The sequence below is a fragment of the Flammeovirga sp. MY04 genome, from assembly GCF_001682195.2.
Lineage (GTDB): Bacteria > Bacteroidota > Bacteroidia > Cytophagales > Flammeovirgaceae > Flammeovirga > Flammeovirga yaeyamensis.
The window spans coordinates 4,673,587-4,690,520 of sequence record NZ_CP003560.2 but is presented as its reverse complement, the minus strand read 5'-3'; the positions used below and the strand labels follow the sequence as shown (position 1 = coordinate 4,690,520).

The 16,934-nt window shown below is 35.8% G+C and carries 15 protein-coding genes; 3 read left to right on the top strand and 12 right to left on the bottom strand.

The features are described from left to right. Nucleotides 1-66: 66 nt before the first annotated feature. From MY04_RS18840 to MY04_RS28110, 9 genes are all read right to left on the bottom strand, one after another. Complete coding sequence (locus MY04_RS18840; protein ID WP_066212240.1) at nt 67-1,311, bottom strand: dicarboxylate/amino acid:cation symporter; 1,245 nt, start codon at nt 1,309-1,311, stop codon at nt 67-69. Between the two features lie 137 nt (nt 1,312-1,448). Then, nucleotides 1,449-1,856: a hypothetical protein gene (locus MY04_RS18835; protein ID WP_066212238.1), complete on the bottom strand. Its 408-nt coding sequence runs from the start codon at nt 1,854-1,856 to the stop codon at nt 1,449-1,451. An 82-nt stretch (nt 1,857-1,938) separates the two neighbouring features. Next, nucleotides 1,939-2,556: an ABC transporter ATP-binding protein gene (locus MY04_RS18830; RefSeq protein ID WP_066212236.1), complete on the bottom strand. Its 618-nt coding sequence runs from the start codon at nt 2,554-2,556 to the stop codon at nt 1,939-1,941. Between the two features lie 65 nt (nt 2,557-2,621). Further along, nucleotides 2,622-3,416 carry an acyl-ACP--UDP-N-acetylglucosamine O-acyltransferase gene (lpxA, locus tag MY04_RS18825; RefSeq protein WP_066212235.1) on the bottom strand — a complete coding sequence of 265 codons (795 nt, stop codon included), beginning with the start codon at nt 3,414-3,416 and terminating at the stop codon, nt 2,622-2,624. Nucleotides 3,417-3,503: 87 nt separating this feature from the next. Continuing rightward, the gene (locus MY04_RS18820) at nt 3,504-4,904 is read right to left on the bottom strand and encodes a bifunctional UDP-3-O-[3-hydroxymyristoyl] N-acetylglucosamine deacetylase/3-hydroxyacyl-ACP dehydratase (RefSeq protein WP_066212234.1); all 1,401 of its coding nucleotides are present in this window, start codon (nt 4,902-4,904) and stop codon (nt 3,504-3,506) included. An 80-nt stretch (nt 4,905-4,984) separates the two neighbouring features. Next, nucleotides 4,985-6,028, bottom strand: coding sequence for a UDP-3-O-(3-hydroxymyristoyl)glucosamine N-acyltransferase (gene lpxD, locus MY04_RS18815; RefSeq protein ID WP_066212233.1), 1,044 nt, complete (start codon nt 6,026-6,028; stop codon nt 4,985-4,987). A gap of 80 nt (nt 6,029-6,108) precedes the next feature. After that, nucleotides 6,109-7,323 (bottom strand): HD domain-containing protein, encoded by a 1,215-nt coding sequence (locus MY04_RS18810; RefSeq protein WP_066212231.1) that lies wholly within the window; start codon nt 7,321-7,323, stop codon nt 6,109-6,111. A gap of 5 nt (nt 7,324-7,328) precedes the next feature. After that, nucleotides 7,329-9,074 (bottom strand): OmpP1/FadL family transporter, encoded by a 1,746-nt coding sequence (locus MY04_RS18805; protein WP_084005963.1) that lies wholly within the window; start codon nt 9,072-9,074, stop codon nt 7,329-7,331. A 115-nt stretch (nt 9,075-9,189) separates the two neighbouring features. After that, nucleotides 9,190-10,230: a hypothetical protein gene (locus MY04_RS28110; protein WP_066212226.1), complete on the bottom strand. Its 1,041-nt coding sequence runs from the start codon at nt 10,228-10,230 to the stop codon at nt 9,190-9,192. A 196-nt stretch (nt 10,231-10,426) separates the two neighbouring features. On the opposite strand from MY04_RS28110, the gene proS reads away from it, so the two are divergent. From proS to MY04_RS18785, 3 genes are all read left to right on the top strand, one after another. After that, nucleotides 10,427-11,902 (top strand): proline--tRNA ligase, encoded by a 1,476-nt coding sequence (gene proS, locus MY04_RS18795; RefSeq protein ID WP_066212225.1) that lies wholly within the window; start codon nt 10,427-10,429, stop codon nt 11,900-11,902. 130 nt (nt 11,903-12,032) lie between these two features. Further along, nucleotides 12,033-12,665, top strand: coding sequence for a NeuD/PglB/VioB family sugar acetyltransferase (locus MY04_RS18790; RefSeq protein WP_066212223.1), 633 nt, complete (start codon nt 12,033-12,035; stop codon nt 12,663-12,665). 178 nt (nt 12,666-12,843) lie between these two features. Next, complete coding sequence (locus tag MY04_RS18785; protein ID WP_066212222.1) at nt 12,844-13,815, top strand: radical SAM protein; 972 nt, start codon at nt 12,844-12,846, stop codon at nt 13,813-13,815. On the opposite strand, the gene MY04_RS18780 is transcribed toward MY04_RS18785, so the two are convergent. From MY04_RS18780 to serS, 3 genes are all read right to left on the bottom strand, one after another. After that, on the bottom strand, nt 13,812-15,029 hold the full coding sequence (locus tag MY04_RS18780; RefSeq protein WP_066212220.1) for an acyloxyacyl hydrolase: 1,218 nt from the start codon (nt 15,027-15,029) through the stop codon (nt 13,812-13,814). The two genes, MY04_RS18785 and MY04_RS18780, sit on opposite strands and share 4 nt — an antisense overlap. A gap of 149 nt (nt 15,030-15,178) precedes the next feature. Next, nucleotides 15,179-15,436, bottom strand: a complete 258-nt coding sequence (rpsT, locus tag MY04_RS18775; protein WP_066212218.1) for a 30S ribosomal protein S20 — start codon at nt 15,434-15,436, stop codon at nt 15,179-15,181. Nucleotides 15,437-15,576: 140 nt separating this feature from the next. Continuing rightward, nucleotides 15,577-16,851 carry a serine--tRNA ligase gene (serS, locus tag MY04_RS18770; protein ID WP_066212215.1) on the bottom strand — a complete coding sequence of 425 codons (1,275 nt, stop codon included), beginning with the start codon at nt 16,849-16,851 and terminating at the stop codon, nt 15,577-15,579. Nucleotides 16,852-16,934: the final 83 nt, after the last annotated feature.

Genomic DNA, 16,934 nt, shown 5'->3' with positions numbered 1-16,934 from the left:
TTCATCAATTTATTAGGCTTTAAATATGCAATTGATAAACTAAATTTATGTTGTAATCCTACTTATTTATGCTGCTTTTGTATTTACTTCTTTAATGTCATCTGTAGATGAATCTAAATTTTCCATAATTACAGCACAAGATGCATCCCCTGTGATATTTACAGCCGTTCTGAACATGTCAAATATTCTGTCTACACCAAAAATTAAAGGAAGAGCTTCAACAGGAATATTTACAGCCATTAAAACCGCAACAGAAAGTAATGTTGGGCCTGGTACTCCAGCTGTACCTACTGCTCCTAAAACAGAAACGATAGCAATGGCTATGTATTCACTAAAGCCTAATTCCATACCGTATAACTGTGCAAAAAATATAGCGACCATAGGGTTAAATACTGCATTTCCTGCCATATTCACTGTTGCACCTAATGGAAGTACAAAGGAAGAAATAGATTTCTTTACTCCCATATTTTCACATGCCTTGTAATTTAATGGCAATGTAGCCAAAGAAGAGGCAGATGATACAGCAAATACTTGTGGCGTCATCATCTCTTTGAAGAACTTAAGAGCAGATACTTTACTTAACCATTGTACCAATAATCCGAAAACAGGGAAAGTCACAATCAGCAAAGCAAGCATATAAAGTATAAATAACTGTCCAATACTTGACAAGACATCGAAACCAAATGTTCCTACTGCATCAGCCATTAAAGCCAATACACCAAAAGGAGCAATCCACATCACTTTGATGATCATCCAAGTAAGAACATCGTTCACTCCTTCTATAAATTTAGTTACTAAATCTCTTTTTTCATTAGGTAGCTTACCAACTCCTACACCAAAGAATAAAGCAAAAACAATAATAGGTAAAACCTCACCTTTACTAAGGGAAAAGAAAGGGTTGGCTGGAATGGCTCCAAGTAATGTATCCCAAAAGCCAGCAACATCTCCTCTGTCTTTTAAAGAGGCATCTGTAATTCCTTGTGCTAGATTAGAGATATCCAATCCTGCTCCTGGCTCAAATATCATTGGAAATAATATACCAAAGAACACTGCTATAAATGAGGTAACCCCAAAATAGACAAATGTTAAAGTACCGATTTTACCTGCATTTTTAGATTGTCCCAGTGCTTGTGCTCCCATAATAATAGAGAAGAATACCAATGGAATCACTAGCATGGATAGTAGTTTTATAAAGATCTGACCTATTGGTGCGATGACAGATACGTCTTCACCGAAAACGTAACCCAACGCTGCCCCTAAAATCATTGCGATTAAAATGGCAATACCCAGGTCGATTTTAAAGAATTTCATAAATGTAGTTTATATGTGATTTTAATGAGCTGCAAAGTTAATGTATATATCCTCAAAAAAAAGGCATAAAAAAAACCCCATCACTTAAAGTAATAGGGTCTTATTTCAATAAGGTCGTTCCTTACAGTCAAAACTTATTATTTCTTGTTGAAGACGTAAGTATAGTTTCTTTCTGTACCTTTTGGTCTTGCAGACGAACTATCATCTGTTTTGACTAAAGTAATTGTTGCAGCAGAAGTCGAGTTACTTACACTACCTTCAGTCCAAAGAGCATTGAAAGTTTCATAAGTGTGATCACCATCTGTTAATGCTGGCATTAAAGTAGCATCTCCAATACCAGATAAAGTTACTTTGTCAGAATGTAACACCATTGTAATAGATACTGACGGAGCAGTTTCACCTTCAGGATACGTAATACTAGCTTGAGTATAAGTAGTTGAAGTTGGAGCTGGATCAGGATTATCATCGCTACCACAGCTAGATACTGATACCATTAAACCAATTAGTGAAATTACCAATAGTGCGTTTTTCCAAATGTTTTTCATTACAATTTTTTTTTAAGTTTTAGAATGTAATAGAGACAATTGAAATAAGGAGACCGACTGATAGCAAATATACTAAATCATATCAGAATTTATAACTTTCTATAGAAATTATTTCATTACATATCTCATATTCATACTTTTGATTACTGCAGATAATCAATAGTTTATTCTGTTTTACTTTCTCTAACCAATTTTGATACCATTTGATATTATTGGCGTCTAAATTGGACGTAGGCTCATCTAAAAGTAAAATTTCACCCTCTGTAAAGAAGGCTAGTGCTAGTTTTAACTTCTGTTTCATCCCCGATGAAAAGTCCTGTACTTGCTTATTTTTCGACTTTTCAAATCCCAGAATATCAATAATTTCTTTTTTCGTTTTTGTTCCTTTCTTTAAGGAAAAATGAAAATCAAGATGCTCTTCTAAAGTAAATTCTTCAATTAATTCTGTGTAAGGACCAGCAATTGATAATACTTTCCAAATATCTTCTACCGCTATCTTTTTCCCTTTTTGGTCATAATAATTGATTTGACCTTTTGATGGATCATTAATCCCTGCCAAAATCCTTAGAAAAGTAGACTTACCACTACCATTTCCTCCCGTGATAGCGTAAATTTTATCTTGGACAAAAGAATAATTGATATCTCTAAATATCCATTCTCTTGCAAATCGTTTTCCTAAACTTGATAATTCTATTTTCATCTTATAAAAAATAAAACCATCTTTCCTTTAATAGAAAAGATGGTTTCAATATAAACATATAAATGTTAGTATCCTTTGATGATGCCTCTCTCAGAGTTTTTAAGGAACTCTAGAATTGAATCTCTTTCTTCTGAAGAAACAAACTCTTCTTCCATTGTTCTAGTTGCTTCTGCAATAGTAAATCCTCTTGTATAGATTAAACGGTACATTTCATGAATTTCTTGTAAAGATTCACTCTCATACCCTCTTCTTCTAAGACCTACTGAATTAATACCACAATAGCTTAGCGGCTCTCTTGCTGCTTTTACAAATGGAGGAACATCTTTTCTTACTAAAGAACCACCAGCAATAAATGCATGGGCTCCTATTTTCACAAATTGATGAACAGCTGCAGTTCCAGCAATGATTACATGATCAGCAATCTCAACATGACCTGCAATCTGTGTAGAGTTAGATAAAATACAGTTATCTCCCATGATGACATCATGAGCAATATGTACGTAAGCCATCAACATACAGTTGCTACCTACAACTGTTTTCATTTTATCTGTAGTACCTCTACTCACAGTCACACATTCTCTTAAAACCGTGTTATCGCCAATATAGGTAAGTGTTTGTTCTCCTTTAAATTTCAAGTCCTGAGGAATACCAGAAATACATGCACCTGGAAAAACTTTTACATTTTTTCCGATACGTGCACCGTCCATAATTACCGCATTAGGACCAATCCATGTTCCTTCACCAATTTCTACATCTCCTTGGATAGTGGCAAAAGGTTCTACGATCACCCCTTCTGCAATTTTTGCATCAGGATGGATATTGGTCATCGGATATTTCTCAGCGTAAGGATTTTTCGACATCGTTTATATCTAGATCAGTGACTCCATCAAATAAATTGAAGGAAGGATGGGAAGATTGTAAATCAATCTACTCATCCTTTAATATTTTTAAGCGTTATTATCTTTTTTTACTAAAGATGCTGTCATAATTGCTTCTGTAACCAGTTTATCACCTACATAAGCTTGACCTTTCATCTTTGCGATACCTCTACGAATAGGCATCAATAATTCACATTTGATAACCAATGTATCTCCTGGAACTACCATTCTTCTAAACTTACACTCTTCTACACCAACAAAGTAAGTCCAGTAATTTGCAGGGTTATCCACAGAGTTCAATACTAGAATACCACCTGTTTGTCCCATTGCTTCAATTTGAAGTACACCCGGCATTACTGGGTTGCTTGGGAAGTGACCCATAAAGAATTCCTCGTTGATCGTTACATTTTTCACACCAATAACATACTTATCAGTAATCTCTGTAATCTTATCAACTAATCTAAATGGATACCTGTGTGGTAGTAACTCCTCAATTTGATTAATATCATATATTGGAGCTTGAAGAGGATCGTAAGTAGGTACATTTTTACGAGCTGATTTCAACATCAAACTCTTTAATTTTCTAGCGAAAGCTACGTTGGCAGCGTGACCTGGACGAGCCGCTAAAATTTGACCTTTAATTGGTCTACCTACTAATGCTAAATCACCTACCATGTCTAACAATTTATGACGTGCAGGTTCATTAGGGTGACGTAACTCTACGTTATTCAAAATACCTTCTTCAGCAACTTCTACTGATGGTAATTCAAACAACTCAGCTAAATCGTCTAAAGTTTCTTGATTTACTACTTGATCAACAACAACAATGGCATTATTAAAGTTACCACCTTTAATAAGGTTGGCTTTTCTTAAGGCCTCTACTTCATGTAAGAAGCAGAAAGTTCTTGATGATGCAATTTCTGCAGCAAAATCTTCTATATTATTTAAAGCAGCATGCTGAGACCCAAGTACTGGAGAGTTATAATCTACCATTACAGTTAAACGGTAATCGTTTAATGGCAATGCAGCAATTTCTACTTTTCTATCATCTTCCTTATAGAATACTCCTTCTGGAACTTCAAAGAAGTTACGCAAGCTTTGTTGCTCTTCTAAGCCTACTTCCATTAAAGCTTCTACAAATTTAATAGAACTTCCTTCCATAATTGGTGGTTCTGGACCATCAATTTGGATCAAAACATTATCAATTTGTAATCCAACTAGAGCTGCTAAAACGTGCTCAACAGTATTTACTCTTGCTCCATCTTGTTCAATTGTAGTTCCGCGAGAAACATCTACTACATTGTCTACATCACAATCCACTGTTGGCTGACCTTCGATGTCAACTCTTTGAAATTTGTAACCGTGATTTTCTTCCGCAGGTAAAAATACCATTTTACTAATGGCTCCTGTATGAATACCAACGCCTTCTACGGTCACTGGCTCTTTAATTGTATGCTGTTTTGTATACATCATTCAATAGGTTTAGCAACTTAAAATTGCTGAACTACTTGGTTTATTCTATTCTAATTAAGTCGGTAAAAGTTACCAGACTACAAACTTAATACTTTTTTTTCAAGATCTCTTACAATTCTTTGCAACTCAGGTAGCTTCCTATACACTGCAAAAGATTTTAAGTGCTCTATAGATGGTATTGCAGGAGAACCCATAATTCTTGTTCCCGCTTGCTCCACACCTTGAGCTAATCCTGATTGTGCTGCAATCATTGTACGATCTGCAACTTTAATATGGCCAGATACACCTACTTGACCACCTACCATACAGTTTTCTCCAATCTCACTTGATCCAGAAACACCTGTTTGTGAAGCAATCACAGTATTTGAACCAATTACTACATTGTGAGCAATTTGAATAAGGTTATCTAGTTTCACTCCCTTTTTCAAAACTGTAGATCCCATTGTGGCTCTATCTACCACTGTATTCGCTCCAACATCAACATTATCTTCTAAAATAACATTACCAATTTGAGGAATAGTTTTATAAGTACCATCTTTTTGAGGTGCGAAACCAAAGCCATCAGAACCAATTACTGCTCCGGCTTGTAGGGTACAGTTGTTACCCAATTTAGAACCATGGCAAACTTTTACCCCTGCATATAAGACGCAGTTATCGCCAATCTCTACACCTTCTCCAATAAATACTTGTGGGTGAATCTTAGCATTTTTACCAATTTTCACACCTTTAGATATATAAGTAAAAGCCCCAACATAAGCTGTCGCTTTATCCATTTCAACAGATTCGTCTATAAAAGCAGGTTGTTCAATACCTACCTTTGCTAAACTCAACATTCTTTGGTACTCTGTTAATAAATCAGTAAATCCTGCATAAGCATCTTCCACTACAATCATTGCACATGGCACTTCCTGTTTTGGAACAAAAGATTTACTTACAATAACCGCACTCACTTTAGTTGAATAAATAAATTCTTCGTATTTCATATTGGCTAAAAACGAGATGGCTCCTTCATCACCTTCTTGAATTTTAGCAATTGTAGAAACTTTTGCATTTGCATCCCCTCCAACTACTTCACCCTGAAGTAGCATTGCAATCTGCTGTACAGTAATTTCTAATTTCATAATGCGGTATTGCCTCTTATTTCTTTATCAGAATATATTAAATTTTTGATCTTTATTCGACCAACGAACAAAAAATCATGCTAAGATACAACTTTGGGTTGGCATAGATAATATTTTGTGACAATTTTAGTTAATGCCTCTATGTTTGATAAGTCAGATGCATTTGAAATATCTAATATATCACCACTTTTCATTTTCACCTTAATATTCTGTTTATCAGAAGTATAAGCAGCGTTACTTACCTTTCCATGTAAACATAAATAGCCAATTTCTTCTTCAGAAAAATTTTTATCCAACAGTGATTTTTTTACTGTATCAATCTTATTTTGATCAAATTCTTCATGTGAAAGTTCACAATCAAATAATTTCCTTTGTAAGATCCCTTTTACCAAAACTTCTAAAACCCTATCTCCACATTTTTGCCAAGATTTGATAACATTCCAAATATTGTAATCATCTAATTGTAAATAGTGTTCTAAAATTTTAGGATCACTTTCAAAATTCTTTTTAGAAATAGAGTTTTTTAAAAAAAAGCCCAAGTCAGGATCACACATCAATTCCTTACCTTGTTCTATTAAATATTTTGCTCTTTTAATAATATTCTGAAGCATCAACTCTGCAGCTAGGCCTGTACGATGTAAATAAACTTGCCAATACATCATTCTTCTAGCATTTAAGAAACGATCGATGCTGTAAATTCCTTTTTCCAAAATAACAATCTCATCATCATGAACATCAAGCATTTTGATGATTCTATTTGCACCCACACTTCCCTCGATCACACCAGAAAAGAAACAATCTCTTTGTAAATAATCTAGTCGGTCCATATCCAACTGACTAGATACCATCTGATGAAAAAAATGTCGAGGATACTCACCCGTGAACATTTGAATAGCCATATCTAACTGACCATCCATCTCCTTATTTAATTGATGCATTAAATAAAGAGAAAGCTCTTCGTGATGAACATTTAGTAAGATTTTTTCCAATGCATGTGAAAAAGGACCATGCCCAACATCATGAAGTAAGATAGCAATCATTGCTGCTTCTTTTTCCTCCGCAGAAATTGATGTCCCTTTTCTTGCCAATGATTCTATGGCAGATTTCATCAAATGCATGGCGCCCAAAGCATGACTAAAACGAGTATGCTGTGCTCCAGGATATACCACACTCGAACAACCCATTTGCTTTATTCTAGTCAATCGTAAAAAAATGGGATGATTGACGAGCTCTAAGATGAGATCTGACCCAATGGATACAAAACCATAAATAGGATCATTGATAATTTTATACATAGTAATTAAAAGCGTTTTCCTATACTAAAAATCACCTCTGTACGAGAATTGGTAATATCTGTGATAGGATAAATCAAAACTGTATTGCCGTTTTCATCAACAAAGTTGGCATCTAATTGATATGGGCTATGTAAACCTTTCCATTGAGAATATATTACTGCCATATCTATATAGAATGCTTTATTTCTATAACCTAAACCACCAGAGTACAACATTTTACTTTTATCTACGCCAAGGTTGTATTCTTCTTTTTGTGGATCTTGATAGAAAGCATATCCTGCTCTTAGGTTAAAGTTTTTATTTACTCTAAACTCTCCACCCAACCTAATATTGACTGTGTTTCTATACTCCTCATTTAGGATTTCATTATCACCTTCTGTATTATCAGGGAAACCGTCACTATATGGCCCATAATAGGTTTTCATTTTATTGATCTTCATTGCAGTATAACCAACATATTCTACATCAACCGTTAGGAAACCTTTTTTCCCAAAGAAAGTAGAAAAACCGCCAGATGCTCTCCAAGGAGTATTCATATTATAAGTGGTTCTTATTTCTTCATGTCGAGCTGATCTTCTACCATTGTATTTGGCATCAACATCAGATGCATTTGGATTATACAATGGTTTTCCTTCTGGGTTGTAAACGAAAGAAGGATCATCACCTGCAAAATGAGCATCTTGATATTTGGCATCATTCCAAATGTAATTATTATAATCTCTCGTCATAGTTGCTGTGTAAGTGTCTTCCATTGTATGCCATGTAGGAGATGTAATTGTCGCTCCTATACGTAATGCATCAATTGGTCGCCATATCACACCGGTTTGGAGATTAATACCCCAACCATTGGTTCTGAAGTCCTCATTCAAACCAAGATATGTTAACTGACTATCTCTTAACTCTACATAAGAAGATGTTTTGTGATAGTTGGTATACTGAATACCTACCTTTGCTCCTATATAGAACTTATCGTCATAATTTGCACCATAGGCAAAACTGGTTTCGTATTGACCACCTCGAGTTTCTTCTACTTGAGTTCTTGATGATACAGGCGTGTTTGTAAAACCATTTTTATCTCTATCCAAGATATAGTAATAATTATAGCTTTCGTCATCATCACCATAAATTGGTTTGATTAGATCTAGATAATAAGCCATTTCATCTAAAGCAATAAAAGGATAACCTTGATTATAAAAGCTTTTAGCTTCGTCAAGTCTAAACTTTTCTACTCCAAATGCTGCTTCTTCCAAATAGTTCAACATTGATGTACGATTCGTACCATCTTCTGTGTAAGAAATATGTTGGTTATAATCAGCCAATCGGTTAAATGATATTGAAAAGGCTCCTCCTCTCCAACCTGCACCTTTACCGTTATCAGAAACACTTGCGTGATCCCAAACGATACCAAATTCTGGTAAGAAAAATTTTGACGCATTACCGGTACCTGATGTACCCACCCCACTAGCTGAAGAACCTGTAAAGCCCATACCAGCTGAAAAATGATATTCTGATTTTCTTATAAAACCCAAACCTGCTGGGTTTAATACACCATGCGAAAAGTCACCACCAAGCGATACTCCAGCACCTCCAAGTCCTCTAACCCTGGCTGTACCCATTGGATTTTGCTGCGAAAAATTCACCACATCTTTATAAAACCCAGTGGCAAGATAAGTTTGTCCATTAGTACCCATCGACACTAAAAAAAATATCGTTAAGATGAATAATTTTCTCCCTGTTAGATTATTTATCATAAGTATTTGTGATAATTATTTAGAAAAAATGATAGGAGATAGTTGTTTTTAGTTATTGAATTTAAAAAAAGGATGCTTCGGGTAGAAACATCCTTTTGCTCATATGTAAGTGAAATTATCTTCTTCTGACTGATCTACCCGCAGAACCAGAACTTCTTCCTGCACCAGAAGAAGGTGAAGCTCTGAAAGATGATCCTCCAGAATTATAAGAAGGTCTTCCGTAAGAATTGTTATTAAACGGATTTGAACTTCTTGTGTTATTGTATCTTTGTGATTTACTTGGCGTTCCTGCTGATCTAGCACCAGAAGAAGCCGTCGAAGGTGTTCTGTATCTTGATGGATACTTTAAACCTTTATTCGATTGTGCTAAACCTCTATTTCTAACACTGTTAGCATATGCTCTTTGTTCAGGAGACTGAGTAACACGGATTGGTCTATAACCCCAACCCATACCTGGATAACCCCAACCCATGCCAGGGTAGCGGCCAGCCATCATTGGATCGTACCAGCCCATACCTGGGTAACCCATACCGTAGCCAGGGTATCCCATACCCCAACCCATGCCTGGATAACCCCAGCCCATGCCAGGATAGCCCATTCCATAACCAGAGTAACCCATACCCCAGCCCATACCTGGATAACCCATGCCATAACCTGGGTACATTCCCATACCCATGCCCATGCCAATTCCTAAACCAAGTTGGAAAGCTGAATTATTTCCGAATCCTATACCAACACTCGTACCAGTACCAAATGTACCTGCACTCATGCCTATATTTATAGAAGGATTTGAGAAAAACCCACCTTTTTTAGATGTTTTTCCTGCTTGTTCGGCGATACTCATTCCTTGAGTAGCTTCCATGTAAGCATTTCCTTCTGTGGGTATTGATGAAGGAATTACTCCTTCTTCTGTTACATAATAATTATATCCATATCCAGAACCTGCACCGTCTGGATTAGAAAATCTACTTTGTGGGTTTTGTCTTTCCGGTGTAGCTGGAAAACTATGCATCCCCATATCAACTGGAACAGCTGCAGGCTTTGCACTTAATACCTCTCTATCCGCTTTAGTGAAGTACATATCATCAAACTCTTGCGCTTGTGCAGAAGCGACGATGAATAGTGTACTGAGAGCGGTGCATATCCATTTATTCATAATAAACGTAGTTACATCGGTTTTTAATCAATATGAGGTTAAAAAATTATTATATTTGCAAACCTCTTGTCGAAGCATGATTAGGTTTCTGTTTAGCTTCATTACAAATATAACAATTTTAAGCTAACATTCCCTAACTTTATCTCTACAAGAGAGTTAAAAGAGGTTATAACAATTTACAGATAATAAATATATCATGGCAAAAGGCTTACCGAAGAGAGGCGATGATCACTCGGCGTGGTACAACGAGTTAGTAAAAAAGGCAGATTTAGCTGAAAACTCAGCAGTAAGAGGCTGTATGGTTATCAAACCTTATGGTTACGCTATCTGGGAAAAAATGCAACAAACATTAGACAAGATGTTCAAAGATACAGGACACTCTAATGCTTATTTCCCTTTACTTATCCCGAAATCTTACCTAAGCAAAGAGGCTGATCACGTAGATGGTTTCGCCAAAGAATGTGCAGTAGTGACTCACTACCGTTTAAAAAATGCTGAAGATGGATCTGGAGTTGTTGTTGACCCTGAAGCTAAACTAGACGAAGAATTAATCGTACGTCCTACATCGGAGACTGTAATTTGGAGTACTTATAAAAACTGGATCCAATCATATAGAGATCTTCCTTTATTAGTCAACCAATGGGCAAACGTAATGCGTTGGGAAATGCGTACTCGTTTATTCCTAAGAACTTCTGAATTCTTATGGCAAGAAGGTCACACGGCTCACGCTACTGAAAGAGAAGCAATTGCTGAAACAAAACAAATGTTGGAGGTATATGCTGATTTTGCAGAAAACTTTATGGGTGTTCCAGTGGTAAAAGGTGTAAAAACTGCTAATGAACGTTTTGCAGGTGCGGTAGACACTTTCTGTATTGAGGCAATGATGCAAGATGGTAAAGCATTACAAGCAGGTACTTCTCACTTCTTGGGTCAAAACTTCGCCAAAGCATTTGATGTAAAATTCTCAGATAAAGACAATAAACTAGAGCATGTTTGGGGTACTTCTTGGGGTGTTTCTACTCGTTTAATGGGTGCTTTAATCATGGCACACTCAGATGACGAAGGTTTAGTACTTCCTCCAAAATTAGCTCCTATCCAAGTCGTTATCGTTCCTATTTATAAAGGTGAAGATCAATTGGAAGCTATTGCTGAGAAAATTAAGCCTATCCAAAAAGAGCTTCAAAAATTAGGAGTTTCTGTAAAATTCGACGACAGAGATTCTCTACGCCCAGGTTTCAAATTTGCTGATTGGGAATTAAAAGGTGTTCCTGTTCGTATCGCAATGGGTCAGCGTGACTTAGAAAATGGTACTGTAGAAATTGCTCGTCGTGATACTAAAGAGAAAAATACGTATCAGCTAGATGGTATTGTTGAAACAGTTCAACAATTATTGGAGGATATCCAAGAAAACATCTTCAAAAAAGCACTTGATTATAGAGATACACACATCACTAAAGCAGATACTTTTGATGAGTTCAAAGACCTTTTAGAAAACAAAGGTGGATTTATATCTGCTCACTGGGATGGAACAACAGAAACAGAAGAAAAAATCAAAGAATTAACAAAGGCAACAATTCGTTGTATTCCTTTAAATAACGAGCAAGAAGAGGGCAAGTGTATTTACACAGGCAATCCTTCTACTCAACGTGTGCTTTTCGCTAAGGCATACTAATTCTTGATCAAAATATATTTTCATGGATAGTACTCGTAATTTACTTGTACTATCCTTTTCTTTTAAATAAGAACATGATTAAGTTTATATATTAATCAGGTTCGATTAGAATATATCTTCAGAATAAATTATGGAATTAAATCCAGTAATCATCATTGGTGCAAGCGGTTTAGGTAAAGCTGCTCTTGATATCTTTAAAAGCCAAGGAATAATGGTGTATTGTTTCCTTGATGGCAATGAAGAACTTCATGGTGCGGAAATAGGGGATGTTACCGTAATGGGTGCTCCTACCAACGATTTCTTGAAACATATTGGTAAAAAGTGCGATGCTTTTGTTGCTATAGAAGAGTTAGACACTCGTCAGAGTATTATCAAAGTAGTAAAAGAACGCCGTAAGGTGATGCCTGTAAATGCGATCCATAAAGATTCTAGCATCGCTGAATCTGCATTTATTGGATACGGCAACTTCATCAACGCTGGTGCTAGAATTGGATCTGACGTAAAAATGGCCGACCACTGTATCGTTCATTCCAATGCCGTATTAGAACACGATGCTCAATTGGATGAATTAGTAACAGTAGGCTCTGGAGCTATTATTGGTGCCGGTGCTCAAATTGGTAAAGGTGCACATATTGGTTCTGGTGCTATTATCGCTCCTAATGTAATCATTGGTGAAGGTGCTCAAGTAGGACCTGGCTCACTTGTTATGATGGAGGTTAAACCTAATACTACTGTATTTGGTATGCCTGCGAAAGAAATATAATTAGGTAATAACTAATAGGTAGTAGGTAATAGGAGTTCTCAAAAACATCTCTATTATCTACTACCTTTTTCTTAAAAAGCAATTATAGCTTTTACCTAACTATTAACAAATCAAGTAATAAAAATAATAGCGAGTATTCCCCCCTATTACCTATTACTTACTACTTATTACTTAAACAATGCGTCTCATCTCCCATCCTGTACTCTGCAACTATTACGTCACCTACAGGTGCAATGCAAAATGTCATTTTTGTGATATTTGGGAAAAGCCATCTCCTTATATTACCCTTGAAGACGCAAAAGCCAATTTTGAAGATTTAAAAAAATTAGGGGTAAAAGTAATTGACTTTACTGGAGGTGAACCGCTCCTTCATCAACAACTCCATGAATTACTAGCATTGGCTAAAGATTATGGATTCATCACCACAGTAACTACCAATGCTTTACTTTATCCTAAAAGAGCAGAACAGTTAAAAGGGTTGATAGACATGCTTCATTTTAGCTTGGATAGTTTCGATAAAGAAAAACATGATACAGGACGAGGAGTAGCCTGCTACGACAAAGTAATTGAATCTATTGATATTGCTCGATCATTAGGGGAACGTCCCGATATTTTATTTACGGTCATGCCGGATAATTTGAATGAAATATCGGATGTTTATCAAAAAATCTCTAAGCCAAATGAATTGATCCTAATCCTTAACCCCATTTTTGAATATGATTCGATTGGCAGTCAATTATCCACCGATCAATTATCTGAATTAAAACAATGGGGAAAGAAAAAATGGATTTTTCTAAATGATGCTTTGATCGATTTAAGATTAGATGGAGGAAATAATATACATCAGCCTGTATGTAAAGCAGCAAGTAGCAGTATAGTTATATCTCCCAAGAACGAATTGATATTACCTTGCTATCATTTAGGTCAAGATCATTTTCCTATTGAAAAGAACTTACACACCCTTTATAATTCAAAAAAAATTCAGGCAATCATTCCTAAAGAAGGACGATTACCTGAATGTGATTCTTGCACGATCAATTGCTATATGCAACCGTCGTTTAGCGTAAATATCAATAAGTATTTTTGGAAATCCCTTTCAAGTACATTTAAATACAATTGGTGGAAAGGAACATGGAAAAACCTACTCTAAGCTTTTTTCTTACCATACATTCTAAACCCTACACCCCACTCTACAAAGTCAGCAATAAAGCCGCCAGGTGTTTTTAAAGCCAAGTGCGCGAATACCTTTCTAGTGATATCATAACGACCACCTACTCTACCGTACCAGCCTCCACGGCCTTCAACATGAATTAGAGGTACACCCACTTGTGTAACCAAAGTAAACCTATGAATTAATAATTCGTGAGAGACATGAATACCAGGGTACCACAATCTACTTTCTGGTACTCCATTCGCATATTCTGGTTTGTTTTGATACTCTTCGACCAAAGAACCATCTCTGAAAACATCCACACCAATACCAAATTTACCTTTATGTGAATAGTGTCTTGCCACATCAAATGCTAAGGTAGCAACACCATAGTATAATTCTCTATCTTCAATATCATATGGCGATGTACTCCAACCACCTGCAGCAAACATATAATATTCCCAATACGGCTTAAATTCAGGTAGGTTGTAATCTATATATTTAGGTCTAGGATCTTGATCTTTAGCTAAACGCTGTCCTCCTTGCTTTGGTATGTAAGCATTAAAGTTATACTTCAAACCAGCATTTAGACCATATAAGTTTACCCCTTTATTTGGCGTTCTTGTTCTTCCGTTTGAAAAGTGTGTAAATAAGAAGCCAGTTGTAAGGTCTAACCTTCTAGATAGTTTAAATTCACCTTCTACTGAAACAGTAAAATAGACATTAAAATCACTACCAATTGCGGTTTGATCGGGGTTATTTTCTGGATCATAACCAAAGAAATCGTAAGCCAAACCAACTCCTAAATCATAGTTTAGACTCCATTTCTTATACCTTTTAAATGGTGCATTAAAGAAACCATAGACAGCAGAAGGACTTCCTAGAATATTGGCTTCTGGGAAAAAGGTTGCTTGATATAAGCCAAAACCATAACTCGGGTACCCCATTAATTTTTGCCACCTCTTCCTACCGTAGCCTTTCCAACCTACTCTAAGTTCCATGGCACTGAAATTATTTCTTTCGACTTCTTCTAATCCATCTACACCTGTTGAGAAGTGCCCTCCATAATGAAGTTTTGTTTGGGCAAACATATATCGCGGATATGTTTTATTTGTGTCTGTTGTATCGGCTTTCAAAAAATCTACAGTTTGAGCATTAATAACGATTGAAAGCAATACAAACTGAAGAGCAAGTACAATATGCTTGAAGTTCATAGTATATTAAAAAATGAGTTGTTAAGTCAAAATCAAGGTTTCGATTCCTTGATGATGAAATTAGATTGATAGTACAAAAATGAAAAAAGCCAAGATTAAATCATAATCTTGGCTTGAATGTTTTTCAACGTAAACGTTGTGATTCTAAATTAAGCAGCAAGTTTGTTAACGTGCTTAGCCAATTTAGATTTTTTATTAGCTGCGTTCTTGTTATGAATGATGTTACGCTTAGCTAACTTGTCAATCATAGAAGCAACTTTGCTGTACAACTCAACCGCTTCAGCGTGGTCTTTAGTGTCACGTAAACGTTTCACGAAAGTACGAGTTGTTTTAAGTTGATATCTATTTCTCAAGCGCTTCGCCTCATTCGAACGAATTCTCTTTTTAGCTGACTTATGATTTGCCATTATATATCTATATTTAAAATTCTAAGATTAAGTCTGAAATCAGTTTTCACAAACCTCTCCCAAACGGAATGCAAAAATATTATATTTAAAATTAAAATACAAGCACTTGGTTAGTTAACAACGATAAATATTACTATATATCAGTCAATTAAATCAAAACCAGTATATTTTTGCAGTACTTCAGGTACTAAAATTCCTTTTTCTGTCTGATTATTTTCCAAAATTGCAGCTAAAACTCTTGGTAAAGCAAGTGCTGAACCATTCAAAGTATGCAACAATTGAGTCTTCTTATTATTGTCTCTGTATCTTAATTTAAGACGGTTTGCTTGGTAGTTTCCAAAGTTACTAATTGATGAAACTTCCAACCATCTTTCTTGAGCTGCAGAATATACTTCTAAGTCGAAGCAAAGATTAGCGTTGATACCTAAATCTCCACTACATAATAATAGTCTTCTATAAGGTAAACCTAGTTTTTCTAAAAGAGATTCTACGTGTTTTACCATTCTTTCGTGAGCATCAGCTGAATCTTCTGGCTTTTGGATCTCAACAATCTCTACCTTATCAAATTGATGCAATCTATTTAGGCCTCTCACGTGTGCTCCCCAAGAACCCGCTTCTCGACGGAAACATGGTGTATGCCCTGCCATTTTCTTAGGCAATTCATTTTCTTGAAGTAAGCTACCTCTATACATGTTTGTAATTGGCACCTCAGCAGTAGGTATCATGTATAAGTTATCAGCCCCCATAAAATACATCTGACCTTCTTTATCAGGAAGCTGACCTGTACCATAACCCGATGCTTCGTTGATTACGATTGGAGGTTGTACCTCTAGATAACCCGCAGAAACTGCCTCATCTAGGAAAAAGCTAATCAAAGCTCTTTGCATACGAGCTCCTTTTCCTTTGTAGAAAGGAAAACCTGCTCCTGTTACTTTATTCCCCAATTCGAAATCAATAATATCATATTGCTCGATTAGGTCCCAGTGAGGTTTTGCTCCTTCCGCAAAAGTAGGTTTTTCTCCCTTTTCATACATTACCTCATTTTCTTCATCAGACTTCCCCAATGGAACTGAAGGATGTGGAATGTTAGGAATATGGTATAATTTATTTTGAAGAGTGTCTTCTAATTCAGAAACCTTTGTACTTAGTTCTTTTGCTTTCTGCTTGTTTTCGGATGCTGATGCTTTTGCTTTTTCGGCTTCTTCTTTTTGACCATTTTTCATCAACATACCGATTTCTTTAGCAGATTTATTTGCTTCAGCCAAGGCGTCGTCTCTGTCTTTTTGAGCTTGACGTCTTTCCGCATCTAGAGATAGTATTTCTTCTACTACTTCTTCTGCATTTTCGATATATCTTTTCTGTAATCCTTGGATTACTTCTAGTTTATTTTCTGATATATATGAAACTAATAACATTTTTGGCTAATTTATTTGAATTTCAGCCACAAATATAGTTAACTTTTAGTAGGCTTACTCACTAAATATTTCTTAAATAAAGA

Excerpts from the sequence above, each read along its gene's own strand:
- MY04_RS18810 (WP_066212231.1), bottom strand. The coding sequence starts at position 7,323 with ATGTATAAAATTATCAATGATCCTATTTATGGTTTTGTATCCATTGGG.
- MY04_RS18790 (WP_066212223.1), top strand. The coding sequence starts at position 12,033 with ATGGAATTAAATCCAGTAATCATCATTGGTGCAAGCGGTTTAGGTAAA.
- proS (WP_066212225.1), top strand. The coding sequence starts at position 10,427 with ATGGCAAAAGGCTTACCGAAGAGAGGCGATGATCACTCGGCGTGGTAC.
- MY04_RS18830 (WP_066212236.1), bottom strand. The coding sequence starts at position 2,556 with ATGAAAATAGAATTATCAAGTTTAGGAAAACGATTTGCAAGAGAATGG.
- MY04_RS18780 (WP_066212220.1), bottom strand. The coding sequence starts at position 15,029 with ATGAACTTCAAGCATATTGTACTTGCTCTTCAGTTTGTATTGCTTTCA.
- MY04_RS18805 (WP_084005963.1), bottom strand. The coding sequence starts at position 9,074 with ATGATAAATAATCTAACAGGGAGAAAATTATTCATCTTAACGATATTT.
- MY04_RS18835 (WP_066212238.1), bottom strand. The coding sequence starts at position 1,856 with ATGAAAAACATTTGGAAAAACGCACTATTGGTAATTTCACTAATTGGT.
- MY04_RS18840 (WP_066212240.1), bottom strand. The coding sequence starts at position 1,311 with ATGAAATTCTTTAAAATCGACCTGGGTATTGCCATTTTAATCGCAATG.
- rpsT (WP_066212218.1), bottom strand. The coding sequence starts at position 15,436 with ATGGCAAATCATAAGTCAGCTAAAAAGAGAATTCGTTCGAATGAGGCG.
- MY04_RS28110 (WP_066212226.1), bottom strand. The coding sequence starts at position 10,230 with ATGAATAAATGGATATGCACCGCTCTCAGTACACTATTCATCGTCGCT.
- MY04_RS18820 (WP_066212234.1), bottom strand. The coding sequence starts at position 4,904 with ATGTATACAAAACAGCATACAATTAAAGAGCCAGTGACCGTAGAAGGC.
- lpxA (WP_066212235.1), bottom strand. The coding sequence starts at position 3,416 with ATGTCGAAAAATCCTTACGCTGAGAAATATCCGATGACCAATATCCAT.
- lpxD (WP_066212233.1), bottom strand. The coding sequence starts at position 6,028 with ATGAAATTAGAAATTACTGTACAGCAGATTGCAATGCTACTTCAGGGT.
- serS (WP_066212215.1), bottom strand. The coding sequence starts at position 16,851 with ATGTTATTAGTTTCATATATATCAGAAAATAAACTAGAAGTAATCCAA.
- MY04_RS18785 (WP_066212222.1), top strand. The coding sequence starts at position 12,844 with ATGCGTCTCATCTCCCATCCTGTACTCTGCAACTATTACGTCACCTAC.